The 19,472-nt window shown below is 41.2% G+C and carries 16 protein-coding genes; 13 read left to right on the top strand and 3 right to left on the bottom strand.

Annotated features, from left to right (window positions below):
- Positions 1 to 262: 262 nt before the first annotated feature.
- From UB51_RS16045 to UB51_RS16035, 3 genes are all read left to right on the top strand, one after another.
- The gene (locus UB51_RS16045) at positions 263 to 1,657 is read left to right on the top strand and encodes an L-cystine transporter (RefSeq protein WP_044878171.1); all 1,395 of its coding nucleotides are present in this window, start codon (positions 263 to 265) and stop codon (positions 1,655 to 1,657) included.
- Between the two features lie 350 nt (positions 1,658 to 2,007).
- A complete protein-coding gene (locus UB51_RS16040; RefSeq protein WP_044878170.1) occupies positions 2,008 to 3,567 on the top strand; it encodes an IS1182 family transposase in 1,560 nt (519 codons plus the stop codon).
- A gap of 215 nt (positions 3,568 to 3,782) precedes the next feature.
- Entirely contained in the window at positions 3,783 to 4,466 is a 684-nt protein-coding gene (locus UB51_RS16035; protein WP_044878169.1) for a queuosine precursor transporter, read from the top strand.
- Positions 4,467 to 4,610: 144 nt separating this feature from the next.
- On the opposite strand, the gene UB51_RS16030 is transcribed toward UB51_RS16035, so the two are convergent.
- Positions 4,611 to 5,699, bottom strand: a complete 1,089-nt coding sequence (locus tag UB51_RS16030; protein WP_044878168.1) for a M24 family metallopeptidase — start codon at positions 5,697 to 5,699, stop codon at positions 4,611 to 4,613.
- Between the two features lie 213 nt (positions 5,700 to 5,912).
- Between UB51_RS16030 and UB51_RS16025 the strand changes: the two genes are divergently transcribed.
- Together UB51_RS16025 and UB51_RS16020 are read left to right on the top strand one after the other, a co-directional pair.
- The gene (locus UB51_RS16025) at positions 5,913 to 6,752 is read left to right on the top strand and encodes an SDR family oxidoreductase (RefSeq protein ID WP_044878167.1); all 840 of its coding nucleotides are present in this window, start codon (positions 5,913 to 5,915) and stop codon (positions 6,750 to 6,752) included.
- 96 nt (positions 6,753 to 6,848) lie between these two features.
- Positions 6,849 to 7,361, top strand: a complete 513-nt coding sequence (locus UB51_RS16020; protein WP_044878166.1) for a GNAT family N-acetyltransferase — start codon at positions 6,849 to 6,851, stop codon at positions 7,359 to 7,361.
- A 137-nt stretch (positions 7,362 to 7,498) separates the two neighbouring features.
- Here the strand turns inward: UB51_RS16020 and UB51_RS16015 are convergent, their stop codons facing one another.
- The gene (locus UB51_RS16015) at positions 7,499 to 7,843 is read right to left on the bottom strand and encodes a winged helix-turn-helix transcriptional regulator (RefSeq protein WP_044878165.1); all 345 of its coding nucleotides are present in this window, start codon (positions 7,841 to 7,843) and stop codon (positions 7,499 to 7,501) included.
- 170 nt (positions 7,844 to 8,013) lie between these two features.
- Here UB51_RS16015 and UB51_RS16010 point away from each other — a divergent pair, with 170 nt between their 5' ends.
- The 3 genes from UB51_RS16010 (at position 8,014) to UB51_RS16000 (ending at position 11,164) form a co-directional block, all read left to right on the top strand.
- Positions 8,014 to 8,760: a GTP cyclohydrolase II gene (locus UB51_RS16010; RefSeq protein WP_044878164.1), complete on the top strand. Its 747-nt coding sequence runs from the start codon at positions 8,014 to 8,016 to the stop codon at positions 8,758 to 8,760.
- A gap of 15 nt (positions 8,761 to 8,775) precedes the next feature.
- Positions 8,776 to 9,450, top strand: coding sequence for a VOC family protein (locus UB51_RS16005; RefSeq protein WP_044878163.1), 675 nt, complete (start codon positions 8,776 to 8,778; stop codon positions 9,448 to 9,450).
- A gap of 121 nt (positions 9,451 to 9,571) precedes the next feature.
- Entirely contained in the window at positions 9,572 to 11,164 is a 1,593-nt protein-coding gene (locus tag UB51_RS16000; protein WP_044878162.1) for a copper amine oxidase N-terminal domain-containing protein, read from the top strand.
- A 73-nt stretch (positions 11,165 to 11,237) separates the two neighbouring features.
- On the opposite strand, the gene UB51_RS15995 is transcribed toward UB51_RS16000, so the two are convergent.
- On the bottom strand, positions 11,238 to 12,002 hold the full coding sequence (locus UB51_RS15995; protein WP_044878161.1) for a YwaF family protein: 765 nt from the start codon (positions 12,000 to 12,002) through the stop codon (positions 11,238 to 11,240).
- A gap of 190 nt (positions 12,003 to 12,192) precedes the next feature.
- Here UB51_RS15995 and UB51_RS15990 point away from each other — a divergent pair, with 190 nt between their 5' ends.
- The 5 genes from UB51_RS15990 to UB51_RS28325 all read left to right on the top strand — a co-directional run bounded on the left by UB51_RS15990 (position 12,193) and on the right by UB51_RS28325 (position 19,379).
- Positions 12,193 to 13,812: an S-layer homology domain-containing protein gene (locus UB51_RS15990; RefSeq protein ID WP_160297277.1), complete on the top strand. Its 1,620-nt coding sequence runs from the start codon at positions 12,193 to 12,195 to the stop codon at positions 13,810 to 13,812.
- Positions 13,813 to 14,465: 653 nt separating this feature from the next.
- Positions 14,466 to 17,342: a 2-oxoglutarate dehydrogenase E1 component gene (locus UB51_RS15985; RefSeq protein ID WP_044878160.1), complete on the top strand. Its 2,877-nt coding sequence runs from the start codon at positions 14,466 to 14,468 to the stop codon at positions 17,340 to 17,342.
- A 5-nt stretch (positions 17,343 to 17,347) separates the two neighbouring features.
- On the top strand, positions 17,348 to 18,667 hold the full coding sequence (odhB, locus tag UB51_RS15980; RefSeq protein ID WP_044878159.1) for a 2-oxoglutarate dehydrogenase complex dihydrolipoyllysine-residue succinyltransferase: 1,320 nt from the start codon (positions 17,348 to 17,350) through the stop codon (positions 18,665 to 18,667).
- Between the two features lie 138 nt (positions 18,668 to 18,805).
- The gene (locus tag UB51_RS15975) at positions 18,806 to 19,123 is read left to right on the top strand and encodes a rhodanese-like domain-containing protein (protein WP_082063161.1); all 318 of its coding nucleotides are present in this window, start codon (positions 18,806 to 18,808) and stop codon (positions 19,121 to 19,123) included.
- Positions 19,124 to 19,202: 79 nt separating this feature from the next.
- On the top strand, positions 19,203 to 19,379 hold the full coding sequence (locus UB51_RS28325) for a hypothetical protein (protein WP_160297276.1): 177 nt from the start codon (positions 19,203 to 19,205) through the stop codon (positions 19,377 to 19,379).
- Positions 19,380 to 19,472 lie beyond the last annotated feature (93 nt).

Below are 19,472 nucleotides of genomic sequence, written 5' to 3'. Positions count from 1 at the left end.
AATAAGGATAGAGGCTGTAGGTAGGAGAAAGTAACTAAACTACTAGTCTACAGAATTATTTGGAAAATGAAAAGTCATATGTTACATCTATTTTTGGAGGAATTTCTACAAATCTAAAGTGTGTTAGAAAAAAAATTACATAAATTTCATGTATTTTAATTAAACCTACCTAAATACTAGGTTATGTGTTATGATATGAATCGACTTAAAGCTCTGACATGTTATATGAAATTATATATTTTATTTAGGGGGAAGATTCATAATGAATACCTTATGGATTATCATTAATATCGTAGTCATGCTGGTACTGATTGGGTTACTGGTATGGATGCAGAAGAAGCGTATTTCCTTCACTAAGCGTGTATTTACAGGATTAGGGTTAGGAATCGTATTTGGAGTCATTCTGCAATTCTGCTTCAAACCGGACTCCTATGTTATAGGTAAGTCCACGGAATGGTTCAACTTGGTAGGCTACGGTTACGTTGGATTGCTCCAAATGATCGTGATCCCGCTAATCATGGTGTCAATTATTTCAGCGATCATGAATTTGAATGGTGTTCAGAATCTTGGGAAAATGAGTATTTCTATTATTGCGGTTCTCCTTATTACAACTGCGATTGCAGCATCTGTTAGTATTATCACCACGCTGAGCTTTAATTTACAGGCTATTGAGATTCAGAGCGGTGACAGAGAACAGGCACAGGGCTTGAAATTAGAGGAGAGACTTGGCGATGTGGAAGACAAATCGATTCCGCAGCAAATACTTGAGTTTATTCCGAGCAATCCATTTGAGGATATGACGGGGGCCCGCCGTTCATCTACGCTTGCTGTCGTTATTTTCTCAGCCTTTATCGGTGTAGCTGTTCTTGGACTAGATCGTAAAAAACCAAAGCAAGCTCAAACCTTCCGCGATATGATCGATGCGGTGTATGCTGTTGTTATGCGAATGGTTACACTTGTGTTAAGACTGACTCCTTACGGTATATTGGCGTTGATCACCAAGACGATCGCTACGACGAATGTAGAAGAAATATTAAAGCTGTTTAACTTCGTAATCGCTTCTTATGTCGCTTTGATTGTTATGTTTATTATTCATTTAGTATTGCTTGCACTGTTCGGGTTCAACCCACTGATATATCTTAGAAAAGTACTGCCTACGCTGACATTCGCATTCACTTCACGCTCTAGCGCAGCTGCCATTCCACTTAATGTGGAGACTCAAACGAAGAAACTTGGAGTATCAACAGGAATCGCGAATCTGTCAGCTACCTTTGGGGCTACGATTGGTCAGAATGGTTGTGCCGGAATTTATCCAGCCATGCTCGCTGTGATGATTGCTCCAACAGTAGGTATTGATCCAACGAGCTGGGATTTCATTCTGAAATTGATTCTTGTTGTCGTTATTAGCTCCTTCGGTGTCGCAGGAGTCGGGGGTGGTGCAACCTTCGCATCGTTGATTGTCCTTTCTACGATGGGCCTACCAGTTGCATTAGCGGGTCTACTGATCTCTGTGGAACCTCTAATTGATATGGGACGTACAGCACTGAATGTGAATGATTCCATGACTTCAGGTCTTATTTCCAGCAAAATATTAAAAGAGAATGATACCAAAGTATACAATGAACGAAATATAGATTTAGATACCGCACAAGCTTAAGCAAGTGGGTCTGAAATCATCGAATACGTGAAAAGGGGCTGTCCCATAAGTCGTGAAAATGGCTAGGGACACCCCATTTGTTTTTTGAAGGCGAAAGTTAGATGTTCTGAGAGACGCTCCGCGAACGGATCGTTTCTCCAATCGCTGTGGTCTCCAAATTTCTGGTTTGAAACCGCTCAGCGGTTGAAATTAGGAGACCAAGGCGACCGCTACCGCTTTTCCGAAATCGTTCCGTCCTCTGCGCTATTTTGAGCATAAATTGTCAACTTTTCTCATCCACAACAACACAAAGAAATCGCTCTTTTTGATAAAATGGAAGTACCAGCAACCATTCAAAAGGAGCGATTTCTTTGTACATTCAATATACCATGGACCAACTTTATCTGCCAATGGATTTGGAAGAAGACATTCCTCCAAATCACCTCGTTCGTCTTGTAAATACCGCTGTAAATCAGCTGGATGACTCTATTTTTGACGTTGCTTACTCTGGCGGCGGCAGGGATAGTTATCACCCCAAAATGCTCACTAAAGTTATCATTTATGCATACACTCAGCGCATGTACTCTTCTCGCCTAATCGCCAAAGGTATTCGGGAACAAATTCCTTTGATGTGGTTAGCCGGACGACAACGCCCGGACTTCCGCACCATCAACCGCTTTCGTTCTGAGCGCATGAAAGACGTGCTTGAATCTGTATTCACTGCCGTACTTCAGTTTCTCATCGAAGAAAAGTACGTTTCGTTGGAACACTACTTTGTGGATGGCACTAAGATCGAAGCCAATGCGAATCGCTACACATTTGTTTGGGGCAAAGCTGTCGTCAAACATAAGGCCAAGCTTCAGGAGAAAGTACAGACCCTGTTTGCTGCCATCGAAGAAACGCAGAAACATGAAGATCAGGAATATAAAGGTCAGGATCTTGCAGAGCTAGGTGAGCAAGATGAGCTTACAAGTCATAAGCTAGAGACAACCGTTCAACAACTTGAAAATCGACTTCTGGAAAGTCCAAAAGATAAGCCGCTGAAAAGAGCGGTGCGAACGCTTCGCAAAGATCTGCTCCCTCGTCTGCAAAAGTACGAAAGATATCAGGAAACGCTCGGCAGTCGCAACAGTTTCAGCAAAACGGATCCGGACGCGACGTTCATGCGGATGAAAGAAGACCACATGCGGAACGGACAGTTGAAACCCGGATACAACGTACAGATCGGGACAGAAAATCAATTTATTGTGGGATACAGTATTCACCAAAGACCAACGGATACGCGTTGTCTGAAACCACATTTGGAGAAGATAAAAGCCACATTAGGCGTTCTACCAAAGACAGTCATTGCTGATGCAGGGTATGGCGGAGAAGAAAACTACGCCTATTTAGAAGCTGAAGAGGTTGATGCTGTCGTCAAATACAACACGTACCACAAAGAGAAAAGCAAGGCATGGAAGACGAATATCGGAAAAATCGACAATTGGACATACGATAAAGGCGAAGATACTTGGACGTGTAAGGCAGGTCAGATACTTCATTTTCGTTACGAGAGCAAGGAGATCACAGAAAGCGGTTATGAGATTCGCCACCGGCACTACCGAAGCGCAAGTTGCGCAGGCTGTCCACTGAAAGCTGCCTGCACGAAGGCGCCAGGAAATCGGGAAGTGAAAGTGAGTATAGAATATCTTCGCCACAAGAATGAGGCACGGGAAATCTTGCAAAGCGAAGAAGGGTATGCACTTTCTGTACGTCGAATGACGGAACCTGAAAGTGTGTTTGGACAAATAAAGAATAACCGGGGATTCCGGCGTTTTCTGCTACGAGGTTTACAAAAAGTTAACCTTGAGGTCGGGTGGCTTTCTCTCGCCCATAATCTACTGAAGCAAGCCGCAATGGAACAAAAATACAAAAAAGAAGGTCAAGAATAACTACCTTGACCTTCTTTTTTTGGACATCAGTCTCTTTTTTAGAAAAGTGAGTGTCTCATAAGAAAATTAATCTACTTATGAGACAGCCCCTTTTTCTGTTACAGTCTAGCCAACGAATCATTTCTGTGATAGAGTGATACATGTTTTGGTCGCTTTGGGGTGATCAATCCGCGGTTCGTAACCATCCCGCGTAATCAAAACTAGGAGGATTATTCATGTTTAATTTCATATGGGGCATCATTTATGTGCTCGTAAATTTTTCGCTTTTTGTATTGTGTTACCGTCTATTTGGCAAAAAAGGGCTGTATGCCTGGATCGGTGTAGCTACGGTCATTGCTAATATTCAAGTCACGAAGACGATTGATATGTTCGGAATTGTCATGACGCTCGGCAATACGATGTATGTCAGTCTTTATATGACCAGTGATCTGCTTAATGAGAAGTATGGTCGTGAAGAAGCCCGTAAGGCGGTATGGTTCGGATTCTTTACCCTGCTAATGACAACGGTCATCATGCAGATGGCACTTGTCTTTACACCGCAAGAGGGAGATATGGCTCAGACTTCGCTCAAGCAAATATTTGGGCTTATGCCGCGATTAGCTATAGCTAGCCTTACAGCTTACTTCATCAGTCAATTCCTTGATGTGAGGCTGTATAGCTGGATTCGTAAATATTATCCCACGAAGGGGCAATTCTGGATTCGGAATAATGTCAGTACCATGATTAGCTCCTTTGTGGATACGTTAATCTTCTGCACGATTGCTTTTGCGGGTGAATATGAATGGAATATATGGTTTGAGATTCTAATCACCACATATCTCATCAAGTTCGTATTGACGGCTGTAGGAACACCTTTTCTATATGTTGCGCGGAACTTTAAGTTTGCTGAAGATAAGTAAGTTAGTGGGTGTCTTATAAGTTATACAAAATGGCCGACCAAGGATCATCTCCTGGGTCGGCCATTCCTGTATATTAGTCTATGTCTTATCTGGAGAGCGTCTCCACTGAAGATTGACTATGTGCGGGAGACTCTCTAATTACAGCTAGCCTATAACAGTCAGTTCTTTAGGGAATGAGGTTAATACTTCTACGCCCTCTTTAGTAACCACAATATCATCTTCGATCCGTACGCCGCCAAGCCCTGACACATACACTCCAGGCTCTACCGTGAATACCATTCCGGCTTGTACAAGATCTTGGTTGCTTCCATGAACGGAAGGATATTCATGAACATCCATTCCAAGTCCGTGTCCGAGCCGATGCATGAACTGTGGACCATAACCTGCAAGATTAATGACGTTGCGTGCTGCTTGGTCAATGGAGGCTAAGGTTACACCTGGTTTAATGGCTTGAATTCCTTGAAGATTTGCTTCTAGTACGGTGTTATAAATAGTGGTTAGTTCTTGGCTAATATCCCCTATAGCGAATGTACGCGTAATATCTGAAGCATAACCATTCGCAAATACACCCATATCGAACATCAATAGATCGCCATCCTGAATTTTACGTGTTCCGGCCGAGCCATGCGGTAGAGCCGTATTAGGTCCAGAGAGGACCATCGTTTGAAAAGAAGGGCCATCTGCGCCAAGTTTTTTCATCAAATACTCTAATTCAGCAACGAGCTCGATTTCGGTCACGCCTACTTTGACTTGTGTCAGACCTTGACGGAGTACTTCTTCAATGAGATGAATAGCGTGTTTCATCCGCACCAATTCTTCGGGTGTTTTCAGCACTCTAATATCTCGAAGCAAAGGACCAACATCTTGATAGCTTTGAACTTGAAGAAACCGCTGTAGTAGCTCAAATTTAGCAACAGTAAGTTGATCTTTCTCGATTCCTAGTGAGTGGATGCTCCCCTTCAAATGTTGCTGAAGGAGTAAGTATGGGTTATCTGTATCGGTGTGGCTTACAATATGTTGAACAGAAGAAGCGGCATGTGCGGCCTCTTCATCAAGTGCTGGCACGATTAATACAGGCTCTTCCCCGCGAGTAAGGGTTAATCCTAAGAATCGTTCATGTGGATCACTGGCGAATCCTGTTAAGTAATAGACGTGCTTGGGATCTGTAATCAGCAGGCTATCTAAGCCTTGTTGCTGCATGGTTGAGTCAAGTTGTGTTAATCGTTCATTCATAAGATTGTATATCCTTTCTTAATTCGTATTCGTATTTGCAAGATTTTGAGCTGCTAGCTCAGCAATTTGTTCCACCTTCTATAAGTGTTATTTTTATATTATAGACTTCTAATCGATAAAAAGAAAAATCAAGTGATGTCGTGTAGCTTCTTCTATATAATGAAGTCAACTAAAATCATATATCGAAGATCAGTAAGGGAGGAAGATAACAATATGCATGATAAAATAGTCCTAGTAACCGGAGCCAACTCAGGAATGGGGCTTTCGACGTCAGTAGAATTGGCACGACGAGGTGCTCATGTTATTATGGTGTGCAGAAATGCAGAACGTGGTAGAAAGGCTATGGAAGAGACGATTAGACAGAGTGGCTCGAAGCGGATTGAGCTGATGTTATGTGATTTAGGCGATCTAGGTAGTATTCGCCGATTAGCTGTTGAATTTGAAGCCAAGTACCCAATTTTAGATGTATTGATTAACAACGCAGGGGTTGTCTCTTTGAAACGTCAATTAACGGTGGATGGGTTTGAAATGCAACTTGGAGTTAATCATCTAGGGCATTTTCTCCTTACAAATCTTCTCTTAGGTCCACTTCAAGCGGCTAAGCAGGGTAGAGTGGTGAATGTATCTTCTGGTGTATACAAAGTAGGGAAAATTCATTTTGAAGATCTCACGTTGGAGCGAGGTTATAATGTGGCGAAGGGGTATGCTAGGTCGAAGCTGGCTAATATTTTGTTCACCAAACAGCTAGCTGTGAGGCTGAAAGGTACAAATGTTACTGCGAATTGTTTACACCCAGGTGCAGTAGGAACGAGTCTTGGCGTGGATCGTCAGACGGGGTTTGGCAAAAGTGTACATAGGCTGCTCAGACCTTTCTTCTTAACACCGGAGCAAGGCGCTGAGACAGGCATTTATTTAGCTACAGCTTCTGAGCTGAGCGAAGTGAGTGGTGAGTATTATTATAAAAAAGAAATACAGCCCCTCAAACCACGTGCAATGAACATGCAGGAAGCCGAGAAGCTGTGGATATGGAGCGAACAGCAGGTTGGACTATAAGTCCATCTTCATCTGAAAATATCTACCGAAGTATTACACTTGTTCAAGCACTGATTTTAGAGTTGAGTATATATTATTTAAATATCGGAGGAGAAAATGTTGAGACTACAAGAATATACGATAGATTATGCCCAAATTGAAGATTTAAGTGAAATCATTGCTATCTACAATTCAACTATATCAGGAAGAGTGGTCACAGCTGATTTAGAACCAGTCACTGTGGACAGCAGATTGACATGGTTTCATGAACATAATGACTATCATAGACCACTGTGGGTGATGAAGAACGGTGATCATATGATCGGCTGGATGAGTTTTCAATCCTTTTATGGAAGACCTGCTTATAATGGTACTGCTGAAATTAGTATCTATGTGGCTGACGAGTATCGTGGAGCTGGCGTGGGTAGTATATTGCTGGATAAAGCCATGATTGAATGCCCAAGACTTGGCATTACCAATTTAGTAGGATTCGTATTCGGGCATAATGAAGCGAGTCTGAAGCTCCTCACTAAGTATGGTTTCATTCAATGGGGACTCCTTCCAAATGTAGCTGTACTTGATGGTGTAGAGCGTGATTTAGTCATTGTTGGTAAGAAGTTAAGTAAATGATATAAATAGAAGGCATCTGCATTAAGTAGGTACCTTCTATTTATATTATTAGAAAGTATAAACTTTCAACCATATTTCATCGGTAAACGAATGGCTGTCCTTTTGGACGACGAACCTCGTTGATCCTTGTATTCATCTTATCTATCTACGATGTCATCTTTAGACTCATGATCAATCGTTACCCATGCTTGAGACCATTGCTCAATTCCTCGAAGGATAGGCTCCAGAGCACGTCCCTTTTCTGTCAAGGAGTACTCTATACGTACAGGAGTCTCTGGAAAAACCTCTCTTTTCACGACTCCACTTTGTTCTAAATCCTTTAATCTTTCTGATAAAAGTCTGCCGCTAATGGGAATAGAGGTCTCGATCGCAGAGAAACGCTGCGGTCCTGACAACAGCTTATAAATAATAAACCCAGTCCAGCGTCGGTTAATAATCTCCATCCCCTTCTCAAATCGAGGACATAGTTCAGATGGATTCATAGCATTCACCTCTTTATGTGTATAGTATAACCTTAAACTACTTTTAAATATATAGTAATGAATAAAAAGTTAGTTACTTGACATACACAAATAATGATTATATACTAACTTACATAAAGTAACTGATAACCATTATTATTAAATGTTTAGAAAAGAGGTAGAGGATAGATATGATTACAACGGAAGTATTAAATCTTTTATCTCATAAAATGAATGTTATAACGAATCCGAAAGGTCAAGATTTATGCCTTGTCGGTCCCATAGAACTTCCAGTGCAATTAGATGAAGAGGTTGTACATTTCAAATGGTATACATGGCTGAACCTAAATGGTAAGTCCAGTGCGAAGGAAGATATTCTGAATGAACTGGTGCATGCGAACCTTGCGGAATATCAACAATCCTCTGTACTTGTATATGGTGATTTTGAGCACTCAGATAAAGCGTTAGTACGGATGCATAGCATATGTCATACGGGTGATATTTTTGGTAGCAAGCGCTGTGACTGTGGATTTCAGCTTCACCAGTCCATGAGAATGATTGTGGAACAAGGAAGTGGTGCTCTATTTTATTTAGCTAATCATGAAGGTAGAGGTATCGGGTTGTTCTCTAAATCATTGGCATATATTTTACAGCAGGAGGGCTATGATACAGTAGAAGCCAACAATGCTCTAGGTTTCGAAGATGATGTTCGTTCTTATGATGAAGCAATTGGGGTATTGAGGACACTTCGTAAGTCCCCTGTTACACTGATCACGAATAATCCTAAGAAACTGAAGGCATTACGTGAGAATGGGCTCTCAGCTATTGACCATGTCTCGTTGTGGGGAGATATTAGTGATTATAATCGTCGTTACCTATCCACAAAAATTAATAAATCAGGGCATATTCCAGATGACCCCCAAGCAATGAGTATATAGCAAAGGTTGAATGGCATGCATATTGATACAATAACACTATGTACGAACCGATTAGAAGAAACCAAGGCATTTTATACTGATATTATGCAGTGTGACTGTGAAGGTAGTGATGATCATGCCTTTACGGTTAGAGTGGGACAATCCCTACTTATATTTGAACAGCATGAACAGTTGCATGAGAATCCTTTTTATCATTTTACAATGAATATCCCGCACAATACGTTGGAAGAAGCTCGGGCTTGGATGGCTGATCATATTCCACTGGCGGAGGAAGCAAACAAGATAGAATATGATTGTCCAGAGTGGAATTCACACTCTATTTATTTCTATGATCCTTCGGGTAATATTGTAGAACTTATCGCCCGCCATTCACTAGATAACGCAATAGAACGTCCTTTTAAGATGAAGGTAGATTTGTTATGTATTAGTGAAATAGGAATCGTGGTCCCTGAAGTCGTACCATTTGTACGTGATATGAACGATATAGGAATTGCGAATTGGAAACAGGATGATGAGCACTTTACTCCCCTTGGTAATGAGAATGGTTTAATTATTGTCGTGAAGCAGGGGAGAAGATGGCTTTTTTCGAATAAACAAGCCTTGTTCTTCCCCGTGAAGCTGACAATTAGAGGAATAGGTCACTTGACATTTATGAATAATGGAGATCAAATTATATTCCATCCAAGCTAATCAGAGCCAGAAGATATAATTTATATAATGTAGTGAGAAAATTTACCTTTACATACATCCACTCCCGCTGGCATAATTGGGAAATAGACATTTTTAGTGTCCACTTGGGGAGGGTAATGTGATGAAGCGTTTTAAGATAGGTTTAGCTATATCCATGGCATTCTTGTTAGTTGTGTTAGCAGGATGTCAAGCAGTTGGAGGATTGGACATTAACAAGGCTTTGGTAGACAGTCTTACTGTTAAATCATCCGAGTCTAAACAAACAATGTCGCTTGAGATTGTGCCTACGAGTTCAGATCTCAGTAAAGAAGACAAAAAAATGATTGATTTATTGAACTCATTCTCTATCAGTATTGATCATGCGATTACGCAAGATTCCTCGACAGGATCTGTTGAAGGCGCAATCAGCTTGGATGGCATCAAGCTTCCTTTCCATCTCTCTATGGATAAGAAGACTATATTGCTATGGGTTGAGGGAGCTAAACAACCACTATCCATTTCACTTGATGCTATTGAGGGAGCAGATTTGTCTGAGCTAGAGTTGTCTAATGAGAAGTCACTTGCATTAATGAAAGATGTAGGCAAGTTCTTCTTCAAAAATGTGGCTAATCCAGCAAAAATCTCTGTTGCTTCTGTAAATGAGAAGGTGAACGGTGAAGCGGTTAATCTTCAAAAATTGCATATGGAAATTCACGGCGATGAATTAGTAGGACTAGTGAAGTCATTCCTGACAAGTGTATCTAAGGATAAAGAAGGCGTGAAAGAGCTAATCGGTACATTGTATGATGTGTACTATCCGATCATCGAAACTTTGATTCCAATGTATGCTGATGATTACGAAGGATATTATAGTGAGTACAAGGAATCAGCTACCTTTGGTACCTTGGAGAGCATCATTCAAGATAAGGAAGCTACCGTGATTTACTTAGCAAACCAATTACAGAAATCATTGGATAAGTTGCTTGTGGATTATGATAAGGAAGTTCAGGATTTGTTTACAGAGACTCCGGAACTGAATGAGTTATTTGGTAAAGACACGGTACTCTCAATGGATGTCATGGTGGATAGTAAATTAAATATTCGTAAACAGAATATGGATTTAACGGTACAAATTCCTGATGTGGAAGGTATGCCGATTAAACAATTTAAGATCCATTCTACAAGTGAAATCTGGCATGTGAATGAACCCGTTACCGTGAATAAGGTTGATACAAGTAAAGGGGTAATGGAGCTAGACTTGAACGATATGATGGGGATGACACCAGGAAAGACTCTTCGTAACTTTGACCAAAAGTCGGAGGTCTACCGTTTTCTAAAAGAAGACATGGGCATTGGCCACAAGTATATCACCCTAGATACTGTAAATTATGCTGATGACAACGATGATGATTATGGATATTATGCATTGGCATTTAGTATCAAGAATACAACGATGGTACCTCTCAGATATGTTGCTGAACAACTAGATGCGCAATTAGAGTGGGACGGAGCATCTAAGACGACTACAATAACGGAAGATTTAACGGGCTCAAAGATTGTCCTTAAACATAACTCGAAACAGGCGCTTGTGAATGGTGCATCCGTGACACTGGCTCAACCTGTTACTATTGTGGATAGGGAGGCTTACGTTCCCTTACGCTTCATTACAGAGGCTTTAGGAGCAACCTATAATTTGAATGCAGATGATCAATATATTGTGATTGAACGTAAATAAGGTGTATATTTCTACGAGAAACGGTTACCGTCCCTTTAAGGGCAGTAACCGTTTCTTCTTGCTTCAGACAAAGCTACCCATTCAATTTATGATTACGCGATGTTCTTGTGGAATATTGCTTGAATAAGTTAGGGATCACAAAGAATGCTAGGTGGAGCGTGACAAATGTAAACAGCGCAATAAGTTCTTCAGCTATTAAATAGTAGGGGTGTGGTCCTAGTAAATCAAGAATAGAAGATGTAGATGGCTTATGCATTAGGAACATATAATTAGCCCCTATGTAATAGTTGATTACTCCAACTAGGAGGGCAAGTATATTTAGGACAATCATCACTATTCCAATAGACTTCCAAGTTGGTTTATATTCTTCAATCCAAGTCATGTACAATGCGGCGATAATAATGGCGATATGTGCGACGAAGAATTGGTTGAATCGAAAGTGTGGATAAGCATAGATTAGATTGGGTGTGAGTAAAGCTTGAACAGCACCTGCAATGCCAGCAAAGAATACAATTTGGTATAGTAATCGATTGCGTGTTAACAGCATAACAATGGCAAGAAGTAGGGTGATACTACATAGTTCAAGGGGAAGGGTATGCTTCATATCCCATCTTCCTTGTACAAGATACCATAGTTCTAAAGTGACCTCAGACATAATCAGAATAACAGCAATAGACCACCGAATGATGGTTTTTACTCTGATTTTCTTTTTTATAAACTGCTTGAACACAAACAATAGTACTACTAGAATCATAAACACACTCAAAGAAACCCAATGAGATGTTGAGAACATCTGGAAACGTAATGAATGATCATAGTCAAAAAAAGAGCGGAACATAGGGATCTCCTCATTTCAGCTGAATAAGTAGGATAGATATATTCTTGTTATTGACTTTACCACAATATGTATACCATTTCTAAACATCCTTTTATACCCTTACATACCAATATTTCAAGGATGTGGGATGACCATTCTTTTGTTAGCATAAGGAGGTTGTAGACCTTATATATTAGGAATGAGGGTTATTGTGAACAAGATCACTAGAGTTATATGGAGTTGTTGTATTGTATTTATTATGGTAAACGTCCTACCGCTATCCGTGGGAGCTAAATCAAGTAAGTCATTTAATGATATTTCGGGAAGCTATGCAGAGAGTGCTATACAGGCAGTCTATAGCAAGGGCCTGATGAACGGAACTGACGCTACTAGATTTCAACCTACTAAGCCCATTACTCGCGCGGAATGGATCACGGTGCTGGAACGGCTGTTAGCTATGAAGGAAGTGAAGTCTACGATACCTTCATTTAAGGATGTAGCTAAAAGCAGTTGGTATTATGGATGGGTCGAGGCAGGGTATTTACTTGGACTTACATCGGGTAGAAGTAGTTCAAACTTTGAGCCTAACCACCCTGTTACTCGTGAAGAAGCCGCTGTCATGCTGATGAGAGCACTGAAGTTTAAGGCTACAGCGAGTGTCAGTACAACGACTTTTAGTGATGATCAAGATATTGCTTCATGGGTCAAACATGATGTTCAGACTATTCATGAGCTGGGCCTGATGAACGGAGCGGAAGGTTTTTTCCTTCCTAAGCACTTACTCACAAGGCAAGAAACAGCTACGTTGTTATATCGGATGATGCAGCAGAAGAGCTGGATGACATCGATTGAGTCAGCTTTACAGGGAAGTGTCCAACTAGGCTGGCAATACGGACAAACAACAGAGGAGTATAAACAATCCATTCTCTCGTCCAACATTAATACGTTATCACCACGTTGGCTTTACGTTAAGAAAGATGGCTCTGTTACGAATCTTGTCGATCCATCCCTTGTTAAATGGGCTCATAAGAATAATAAACAAGTCTGGGGCATGGTAGGCAATCATTCAGATGCTGTGGCATCTCATCAAGTATTATCTGATTCTACTAAGCGATCTAAGGTAATTGTAGAATTGACCCAAATCGCCAGAGATAATGGCTTAGATGGACTAAATATAGATTTTGAGAATGTGTCTGGTCAAGATAAGGCTTATTTCACGATATTTATTTCAACATTAGCGGATAAGCTTCATAAAGCTGGCGTATCGTTGTCTGTTAACGTATCTCCTGATTTAGGAACAGATTGGACAGAGGTATTTGATTATGCTGCTCTAGGAAAGGCGGCTGATTATATCTTATTAATGGGCTATGACGAACATTGGTCAGGAGCGCCTAATCCGGGTTCGGTATCATCGTTGCCATGGATCACGAGCGGACTGGACTCTCTTTTACAGCAGGTATCGTCAAAAAAGGTGATTCTTGCGCTTCCGTTCTATAGTAGAGATTGGAAAGTGAGTAGTAGCGGATCGACTATTCATTCAACGGATATGACACTTGGAGAACAAGCGAGTAGAGTGGCTACTTATCGTTTGAAGCCAGTATGGAATAAGACAATTCAACAGTATACAGCTAGCTATCAACAGAATTCAGTACAGCACCGTATATGGTTAGAAGAAAGTCGTTCACTTACCGGCAAATATCAAATGGGATTACAGCGTAATATTGCAGGGTTCGCTTATTGGTGGACAGGTGCTGAAACACCCGATGTCTGGAGTGCTTTACATAACGCTGAACGTTTTGATGGGTATAATTTTGCTAGAGTTAGTAATTAATAGAGATCACATAGACTAATATACGAAGGGAACGCCCATAATGGATGGGCGTTCCCTTTTTCAAAGAGTAGTGATGGAAGTGAAGGTTGGGTTTACATACAAGAGTTTTAGGTTACCCTGATAGGGGTTCATGCCGTAGCTCCTCATGATCAGACGCCTAGAACGACATATCCCTGATAGTCAGCATTAGACTTCGGCATATTCTTCAATTGCAGTTGGGATATGGTAGAATGATAATAGGAAGTCGCAGTTGAGTATGAATATTAGACTGAGTCCGATTCCAAATATGAGATGGAATGAGAGAGCTGAAGCCGTAACTCAATCCATTGCCGAAACACGCCTACTTTGGATATAATCTCATCGGAGATATGGCTCAGCATGAAAATATCCACATTTCCCATGAGGATGTGAAACAGCATTTCGACAAAATCGGTTGACGTAGTGTGGAGATACCCTTTTTATTTTATTGGACGTAAGTTTGTTGATAGCGTTATTGAATACTAGTGTGATCCATCTGTTTTTTAGATCATAACTATACTAAATGGTTATTTTAGCTATTACATTCTTTTGTTTATAATGAGTAGAGAAACATCTTTACAATTTCCGTCCAAGTGTTGACCTATTATAAATCAAGACGGAGGTATTATCCGACAATGATAACCAATGAGCATAACACAAGCGACCCCTGGCAGACGTATTACGGTCCCAATCTAGGTTACGTACAAGAACAATATGAACGGTACATGAATGATCCAGAGTCTGTGGATGAGACATTTGTACACTTATTCAGTTTATGGGGAGCTCCTCCTAGTATTGCTGATTTGGAGCCGACATCTAAAGTGCCTGCAGAAAGAATTTCATGGGATCGGAATTTGTTGAAGAAAGGGGTAGACGCTGGCAAGCTCGTGTGGAACATTCGAACATATGGACATCTAGCGGCAGACATCGATCCACTCGGTCTTATACCCGCTTCCGATACAAGATTGCTTGAACCTGAGCAATATAATCTTACAAGAGAAGATTTAAAAGCGTTTCCATCTTCCTTAATATGGGAGTTTGCGCCAACTGATGTATTGACTGGATGGGATGCGATTCTTCGCTTACGCCAGTTATATACGGGTACCATTGCCTATGAATTCAGTCATGTACATGAAGAAGAAGAACGGAACTGGTTGAATAATCAAGCAGAAGCTGCGTCTACTTCATATTCTTTAACTTCTGAGGAGCGTTCTGCGCTGCTTGAGCGGTTGTATGAAGTGGAACAATTCGAAGAATTTCTACATCGTACCTTTGTTGGACAGAAACGTTTCTCTATTGAAGGAAACGATGTACTTGTTCCTATGCTTGATGAGATGATCCATGCCATGATTGTCGGCGGTGCTAAACATATCTTGATGGGTATGGCACACCGCGGACGTTTGAATGTATTAGCTCATGTGTTAGGCAAACCATATAATAAAATTTTCTCTGAATTTCATCATTCTCCGAATAAGAAGTTAATTCCATCCGAAGGTTCAACAGGTATTAATTATGGTTGGACTGGCGATGTGAAGTATCATCTAGGAGCTAAGCGTTTGATGAAGGAAGGAAATGAGCTAGAGGCACGGATCACTTTAGCCAACAATCCAAGTCACTTGGAATTTGTGAATCCTGTCGTTGAGGGATTTGCACGGGCAGCACAAGAAGATCGGGGACAACCGGGTTATCCGCAACAGGATGTGAATAAAGCAGCGACCGTTCTTATTCATGGTGATGCAGCTTTCCCTGGAGAAGGAATTGTAGCCGAAACCTTAAATTTTACGAAGCTACCAGGATATCAGAATGGTGGTACGATTCATATTATTGTGAATAATAATCTCGGTTTTACTACCGAAAGTAAGGATTCACGTTCAACACATTACGCAAGTGATTTAGCCAAAGGATATGAAATTCCAATCGTGCACGTTAATGCAGATGATCCTGAAGCATGTATTGCCGCCATGCGTTTGGCAAGTGACTATCGCAATCGTTTCAAAAAAGACTTCGTGATAGATCTTGTAGGGTATCGCAGATATGGTCATAACGAAACAGATGATCCAGAAACTACACAACCTTTAACGTATCATAAAGTGAAGAATCATCAGCGTGTAAGTAACCTATATGCATCTAAACTTCAATCAGAAGGCTATTTGAGTGAAGACCAAGCTGAACAATTGAAGCAGGGCGTTATAGATCGTTTGAAGACTGCTTATGATGAAATTAAGAATAATGAAGCTCAAGAAGCAAAGCATCAGTCATATGCTGTGTTAGTGCCTTCGGAGGAAAAAAAGGTAGCTACAGCTGTGCCACTCAATAAATTACGTGAGATTAACAAGGGATTACTACAGCGTCCGGTGGGTTTCAACGTATATCCGAAGCTACAGCGTATTCTAGAGCGCCGTGAAACGGCTCTAAATGAGGGTGAAAAAGTAGATTGGGGACTCGCAGAGACGTTAGCATTTGCCACAATATTGGCAGATGGCAAACCGATTCGTATTAGTGGTCAGGATGCAGAACGGGCGACCTTTGCTCATCGTAATCTAGTACTACATGATCCGACTTCAGGTGCAACTTACTGTCCGCTTCATTTACTTCCAGAAGCGAAAGCTTCATTTGCTATTCATAACAGTCCACTCTCAGAAGCTTCTGTATTAGGTTTTGAGTATGGATACAATGTATATTCACCTGAGACGTTAGTGATCTGGGAAGCCCAGTATGGAGATTTCTCCAACTGTGCCCAAGTGATCATGGATCAGTTCATATCTGCTGGACGTACGAAATGGACACAGAAATCAAGCTTAGTTATGTTACTGCCGCACGGATATGAAGGACAAGGTCCAGAGCATTCAAGTGCAAGATTAGAACGGTTCCTACAACTGGCGGGAGAGGATAACTGGACAGTAGCTAATCTGACTAGCGCCTCACAGTATTTCCATTTGCTGCGTCGTCAAGCAGCATTTACCGAGACGGAACAAGCTCGTCCATTAGTTATTATGTCTCCTAAGAGTCTCATTCGTAATCCAAGAGTAGCTTCATCAGCTACTGACTTCAGCACAGGGTCCTTTCAACCTGTCGTTGAGCAGTCAGGACTTGCTAGCAGACCTGAGTTAGTAGAAAGATTAATTTTATGTTCAGGTAAAATAGCTGTTGAGTTGGAAGAAGCATTGGATCAAGGTGAGAATAAGCGTCCAGAGTGGCTACATGTTGCGAGAGTTGAACAGCTCTATCCATTCCCAGATCATGAGCTCAAAGGCATACTTAGTAGATTTCCACATTTGAAAGAAATTGTGTGGGCTCAAGAAGAACCTAAAAATATGGGAGCTTGGCGTTATATTGAGCCGCGTATTCGTGAAATTGCTAAAGAAGGAATACCTATTACGTATAATGGTCGGCCAGAACGAGCAAGTACGGCGAGTGGTTATCAAAAGGTTCATGCCTATGAACAGCAACAGATTATTTCATCGGCACTCCGTCCTATCATATCTAATACCAATATTTCCATGAGGAGGTAGCTGATTTGAATGAAATTATAGTACCTGCAATGGGTGAGTCTATCACTGAGGGAACGATTTTTAAATGGCATGTAGAGGAAGGTAATTCGGTTAACCAAGGAGATGTACTCCTTGAGCTTGAAACGGATAAAGTTAATCTTGAAATTAGTGCTGAACATGACGGTGTCGTTGAGAAAATTCTCAGACAAGAAGGAGACACAGTTCAGATCGGTGAAGTTATTGGTAGAATTCAATCGGGTGGCGAAGCATCTAATACATCTGTGAAAAGTATGCCTGTGGAGACTAAGGAGAACCAACTGGCTCAACAGCAGACTGCTCCACCTGTGGAAAGCTCGCCGTCTCGGAGTAACCCAGCGAATCGAGAAGAAGCTTCTTCAACTGATAATGGAACCTTCTTAGCAGCTTCACCTTCCGCTAGAAAGTTAGCTAGAGAACGAGGCATTGATCTGGAACAAGTTCAGGATCGGGATACTAAGGGGCGGATTTATCAAGAGAATGTTCGTAATTTCTCTGAGAAGTCAGCTGAAGCGTTTAAGGCTACAGTGGGTGCACAAGGAAGTAAGGCAGCACCTGCAGCTAAGGCACCTGCTACCTCACCATCAGCAAGTGTGACGGGTGGCGATAAGCCATCGGAGAGACAACGGATGTCTCGGCGTCGTGTGACGATTGCGAAGCGTCTGGTAGAAGCTCAAAGAACGGCAGCGATGCTCACTACATTTAATGAAGTGGACATGACGGCCATACTTGACCTTCGGAAGCGTCGTAAGCAAGCTTTCCAAGAGAAACATGATGTAAGTCTTGGCTTTATGTCTTTTTTTACGAAGGCTGTTGTAGGAGCACTCAAAGCATTCCCGCTTCTTAACGCTGAAATTGATGGGGAAGATATTATTGTTAAGAAATATTTTGACATAGGGATTGCAGTATCTGCGAAGGAAGGTTTGGTAGTTCCTGTAGTTCGTGATGCAGATCGTCTAGGATTTGCTGACATCGAGAAGCAAATCGTTGATCTGGCAGGTAAGGCACGTAACAATTCACTTGCTATCTCTGAACTGCAAGGGGGAACTTTCACTATTACTAACGGTGGTGTGTTCGGTTCTCTGTTATCTACCCCTATTCTTAATACCCCTCAAGTGGGCATTCTAGGGATGCACAAAATTCAACTACGTCCGATTGCTATCGATCAAGAAAGAATGGAAAATCGTCCTATGATGTATATTGCACTTTCTTATGATCATCGTATTGTAGACGGTAGCGAGGCAGTACGTTTCTTGGTCGCAATCAAAGAAATGTTGGAAGATCCAGAATCGTTATTGTTAGAAGGTTAATTTTCTTTAAAAGTATTGTTAATAACTTTTTGTAGAAGCAGGCCGTCTAGGCCTGCTTATTTTACATGGAGTACAGTGCTGAATTACAATAGGGAAGAATCAATAGGATATATACTAATCAGAGGAGTGTTATATAGGATGAACGAGATGCCAATTCATGAATGGGAACCATCAGAGGTCCAAGAAAAGCTTGCCCAAGGTGAGATCAGAATCATTGATGTTCGTGAAGATGAGGAGTGGGAATCAGGACATATTTCTGAGGCTAAGCACATTCCGTTAGGGACACTTCCTGAGCGTTATAAGGAGCTTAATCTGGATCAGCGTACAGTCATTGTGTGCAGAAGTGGAGCACGTAGTGGAAGAGCCTGTGAATACCTCGCTGAGCTTGGGTATGAAGTGATTAATATGACTGGCGGTATGTTAAATTGGCAAGGCGATGTCCAATACGGTAAATAATAAATCTATTACTGTTGACATAAAAGTAAATCCTGTTCTTCATACAGAAAAACCTCCTGAGTGTAGGAGGTTTTTCTGTATGAAGAAGATAACAGTGACTGTCAGATGTTTATTTATGTTAGCTGCACTCGTATACATTATGAGAGGGGGAAGAATCGTTCATTCTTTTAAGTTTACGGATAATTTCTTTTTGCCATTTAACGTCATTTATTTCCTTAGCAAAATTCAAAAGATCCAAGTAATCATCAATCCGTAATGTAGCATATTTCGTTGTGGTAGTGACCATATGTTCGACTCCTTCTTTAGTGGATTCGAAATCTATTGTAGCATACTCTCATTCTAATTGATA

The sequence above is a fragment of the Paenibacillus sp. IHBB 10380 genome (genome assembly GCF_000949425.1).
Classification (GTDB): Bacteria; Bacillota; Bacilli; order Paenibacillales; family Paenibacillaceae; genus Paenibacillus_AQ.
This window is presented reverse-complemented; position numbering and strand designations above follow the sequence as displayed.

Bases quoted from the DNA above. Each gene is read 5' to 3' on its own strand.
- UB51_RS16045 (WP_044878171.1), top strand. From the start codon at position 263: ATGAATACCTTATGGATTATCATTAATATCGTAGTCATGCTGGTACTG.
- UB51_RS16035 (WP_044878169.1), top strand. From the start codon at position 3,783: ATGTTTAATTTCATATGGGGCATCATTTATGTGCTCGTAAATTTTTCG.
- UB51_RS16030 (WP_044878168.1), bottom strand. From the start codon at position 5,699: ATGAATGAACGATTAACACAACTTGACTCAACCATGCAGCAACAAGGC.
- UB51_RS16025 (WP_044878167.1), top strand. From the start codon at position 5,913: ATGCATGATAAAATAGTCCTAGTAACCGGAGCCAACTCAGGAATGGGG.
- UB51_RS16020 (WP_044878166.1), top strand. From the start codon at position 6,849: ATGTTGAGACTACAAGAATATACGATAGATTATGCCCAAATTGAAGAT.
- UB51_RS16015 (WP_044878165.1), bottom strand. From the start codon at position 7,843: ATGAATCCATCTGAACTATGTCCTCGATTTGAGAAGGGGATGGAGATT.
- UB51_RS16010 (WP_044878164.1), top strand. From the start codon at position 8,014: ATGATTACAACGGAAGTATTAAATCTTTTATCTCATAAAATGAATGTT.
- UB51_RS16005 (WP_044878163.1), top strand. From the start codon at position 8,776: ATGCATATTGATACAATAACACTATGTACGAACCGATTAGAAGAAACC.
- UB51_RS16000 (WP_044878162.1), top strand. From the start codon at position 9,572: ATGAAGCGTTTTAAGATAGGTTTAGCTATATCCATGGCATTCTTGTTA.
- UB51_RS15995 (WP_044878161.1), bottom strand. From the start codon at position 12,002: ATGTTCCGCTCTTTTTTTGACTATGATCATTCATTACGTTTCCAGATG.
- UB51_RS15985 (WP_044878160.1), top strand. From the start codon at position 14,466: ATGATAACCAATGAGCATAACACAAGCGACCCCTGGCAGACGTATTAC.
- UB51_RS15975 (WP_082063161.1), top strand. From the start codon at position 18,806: ATGAACGAGATGCCAATTCATGAATGGGAACCATCAGAGGTCCAAGAA.
- UB51_RS28325 (WP_160297276.1), top strand. From the start codon at position 19,203: ATGAAGAAGATAACAGTGACTGTCAGATGTTTATTTATGTTAGCTGCA.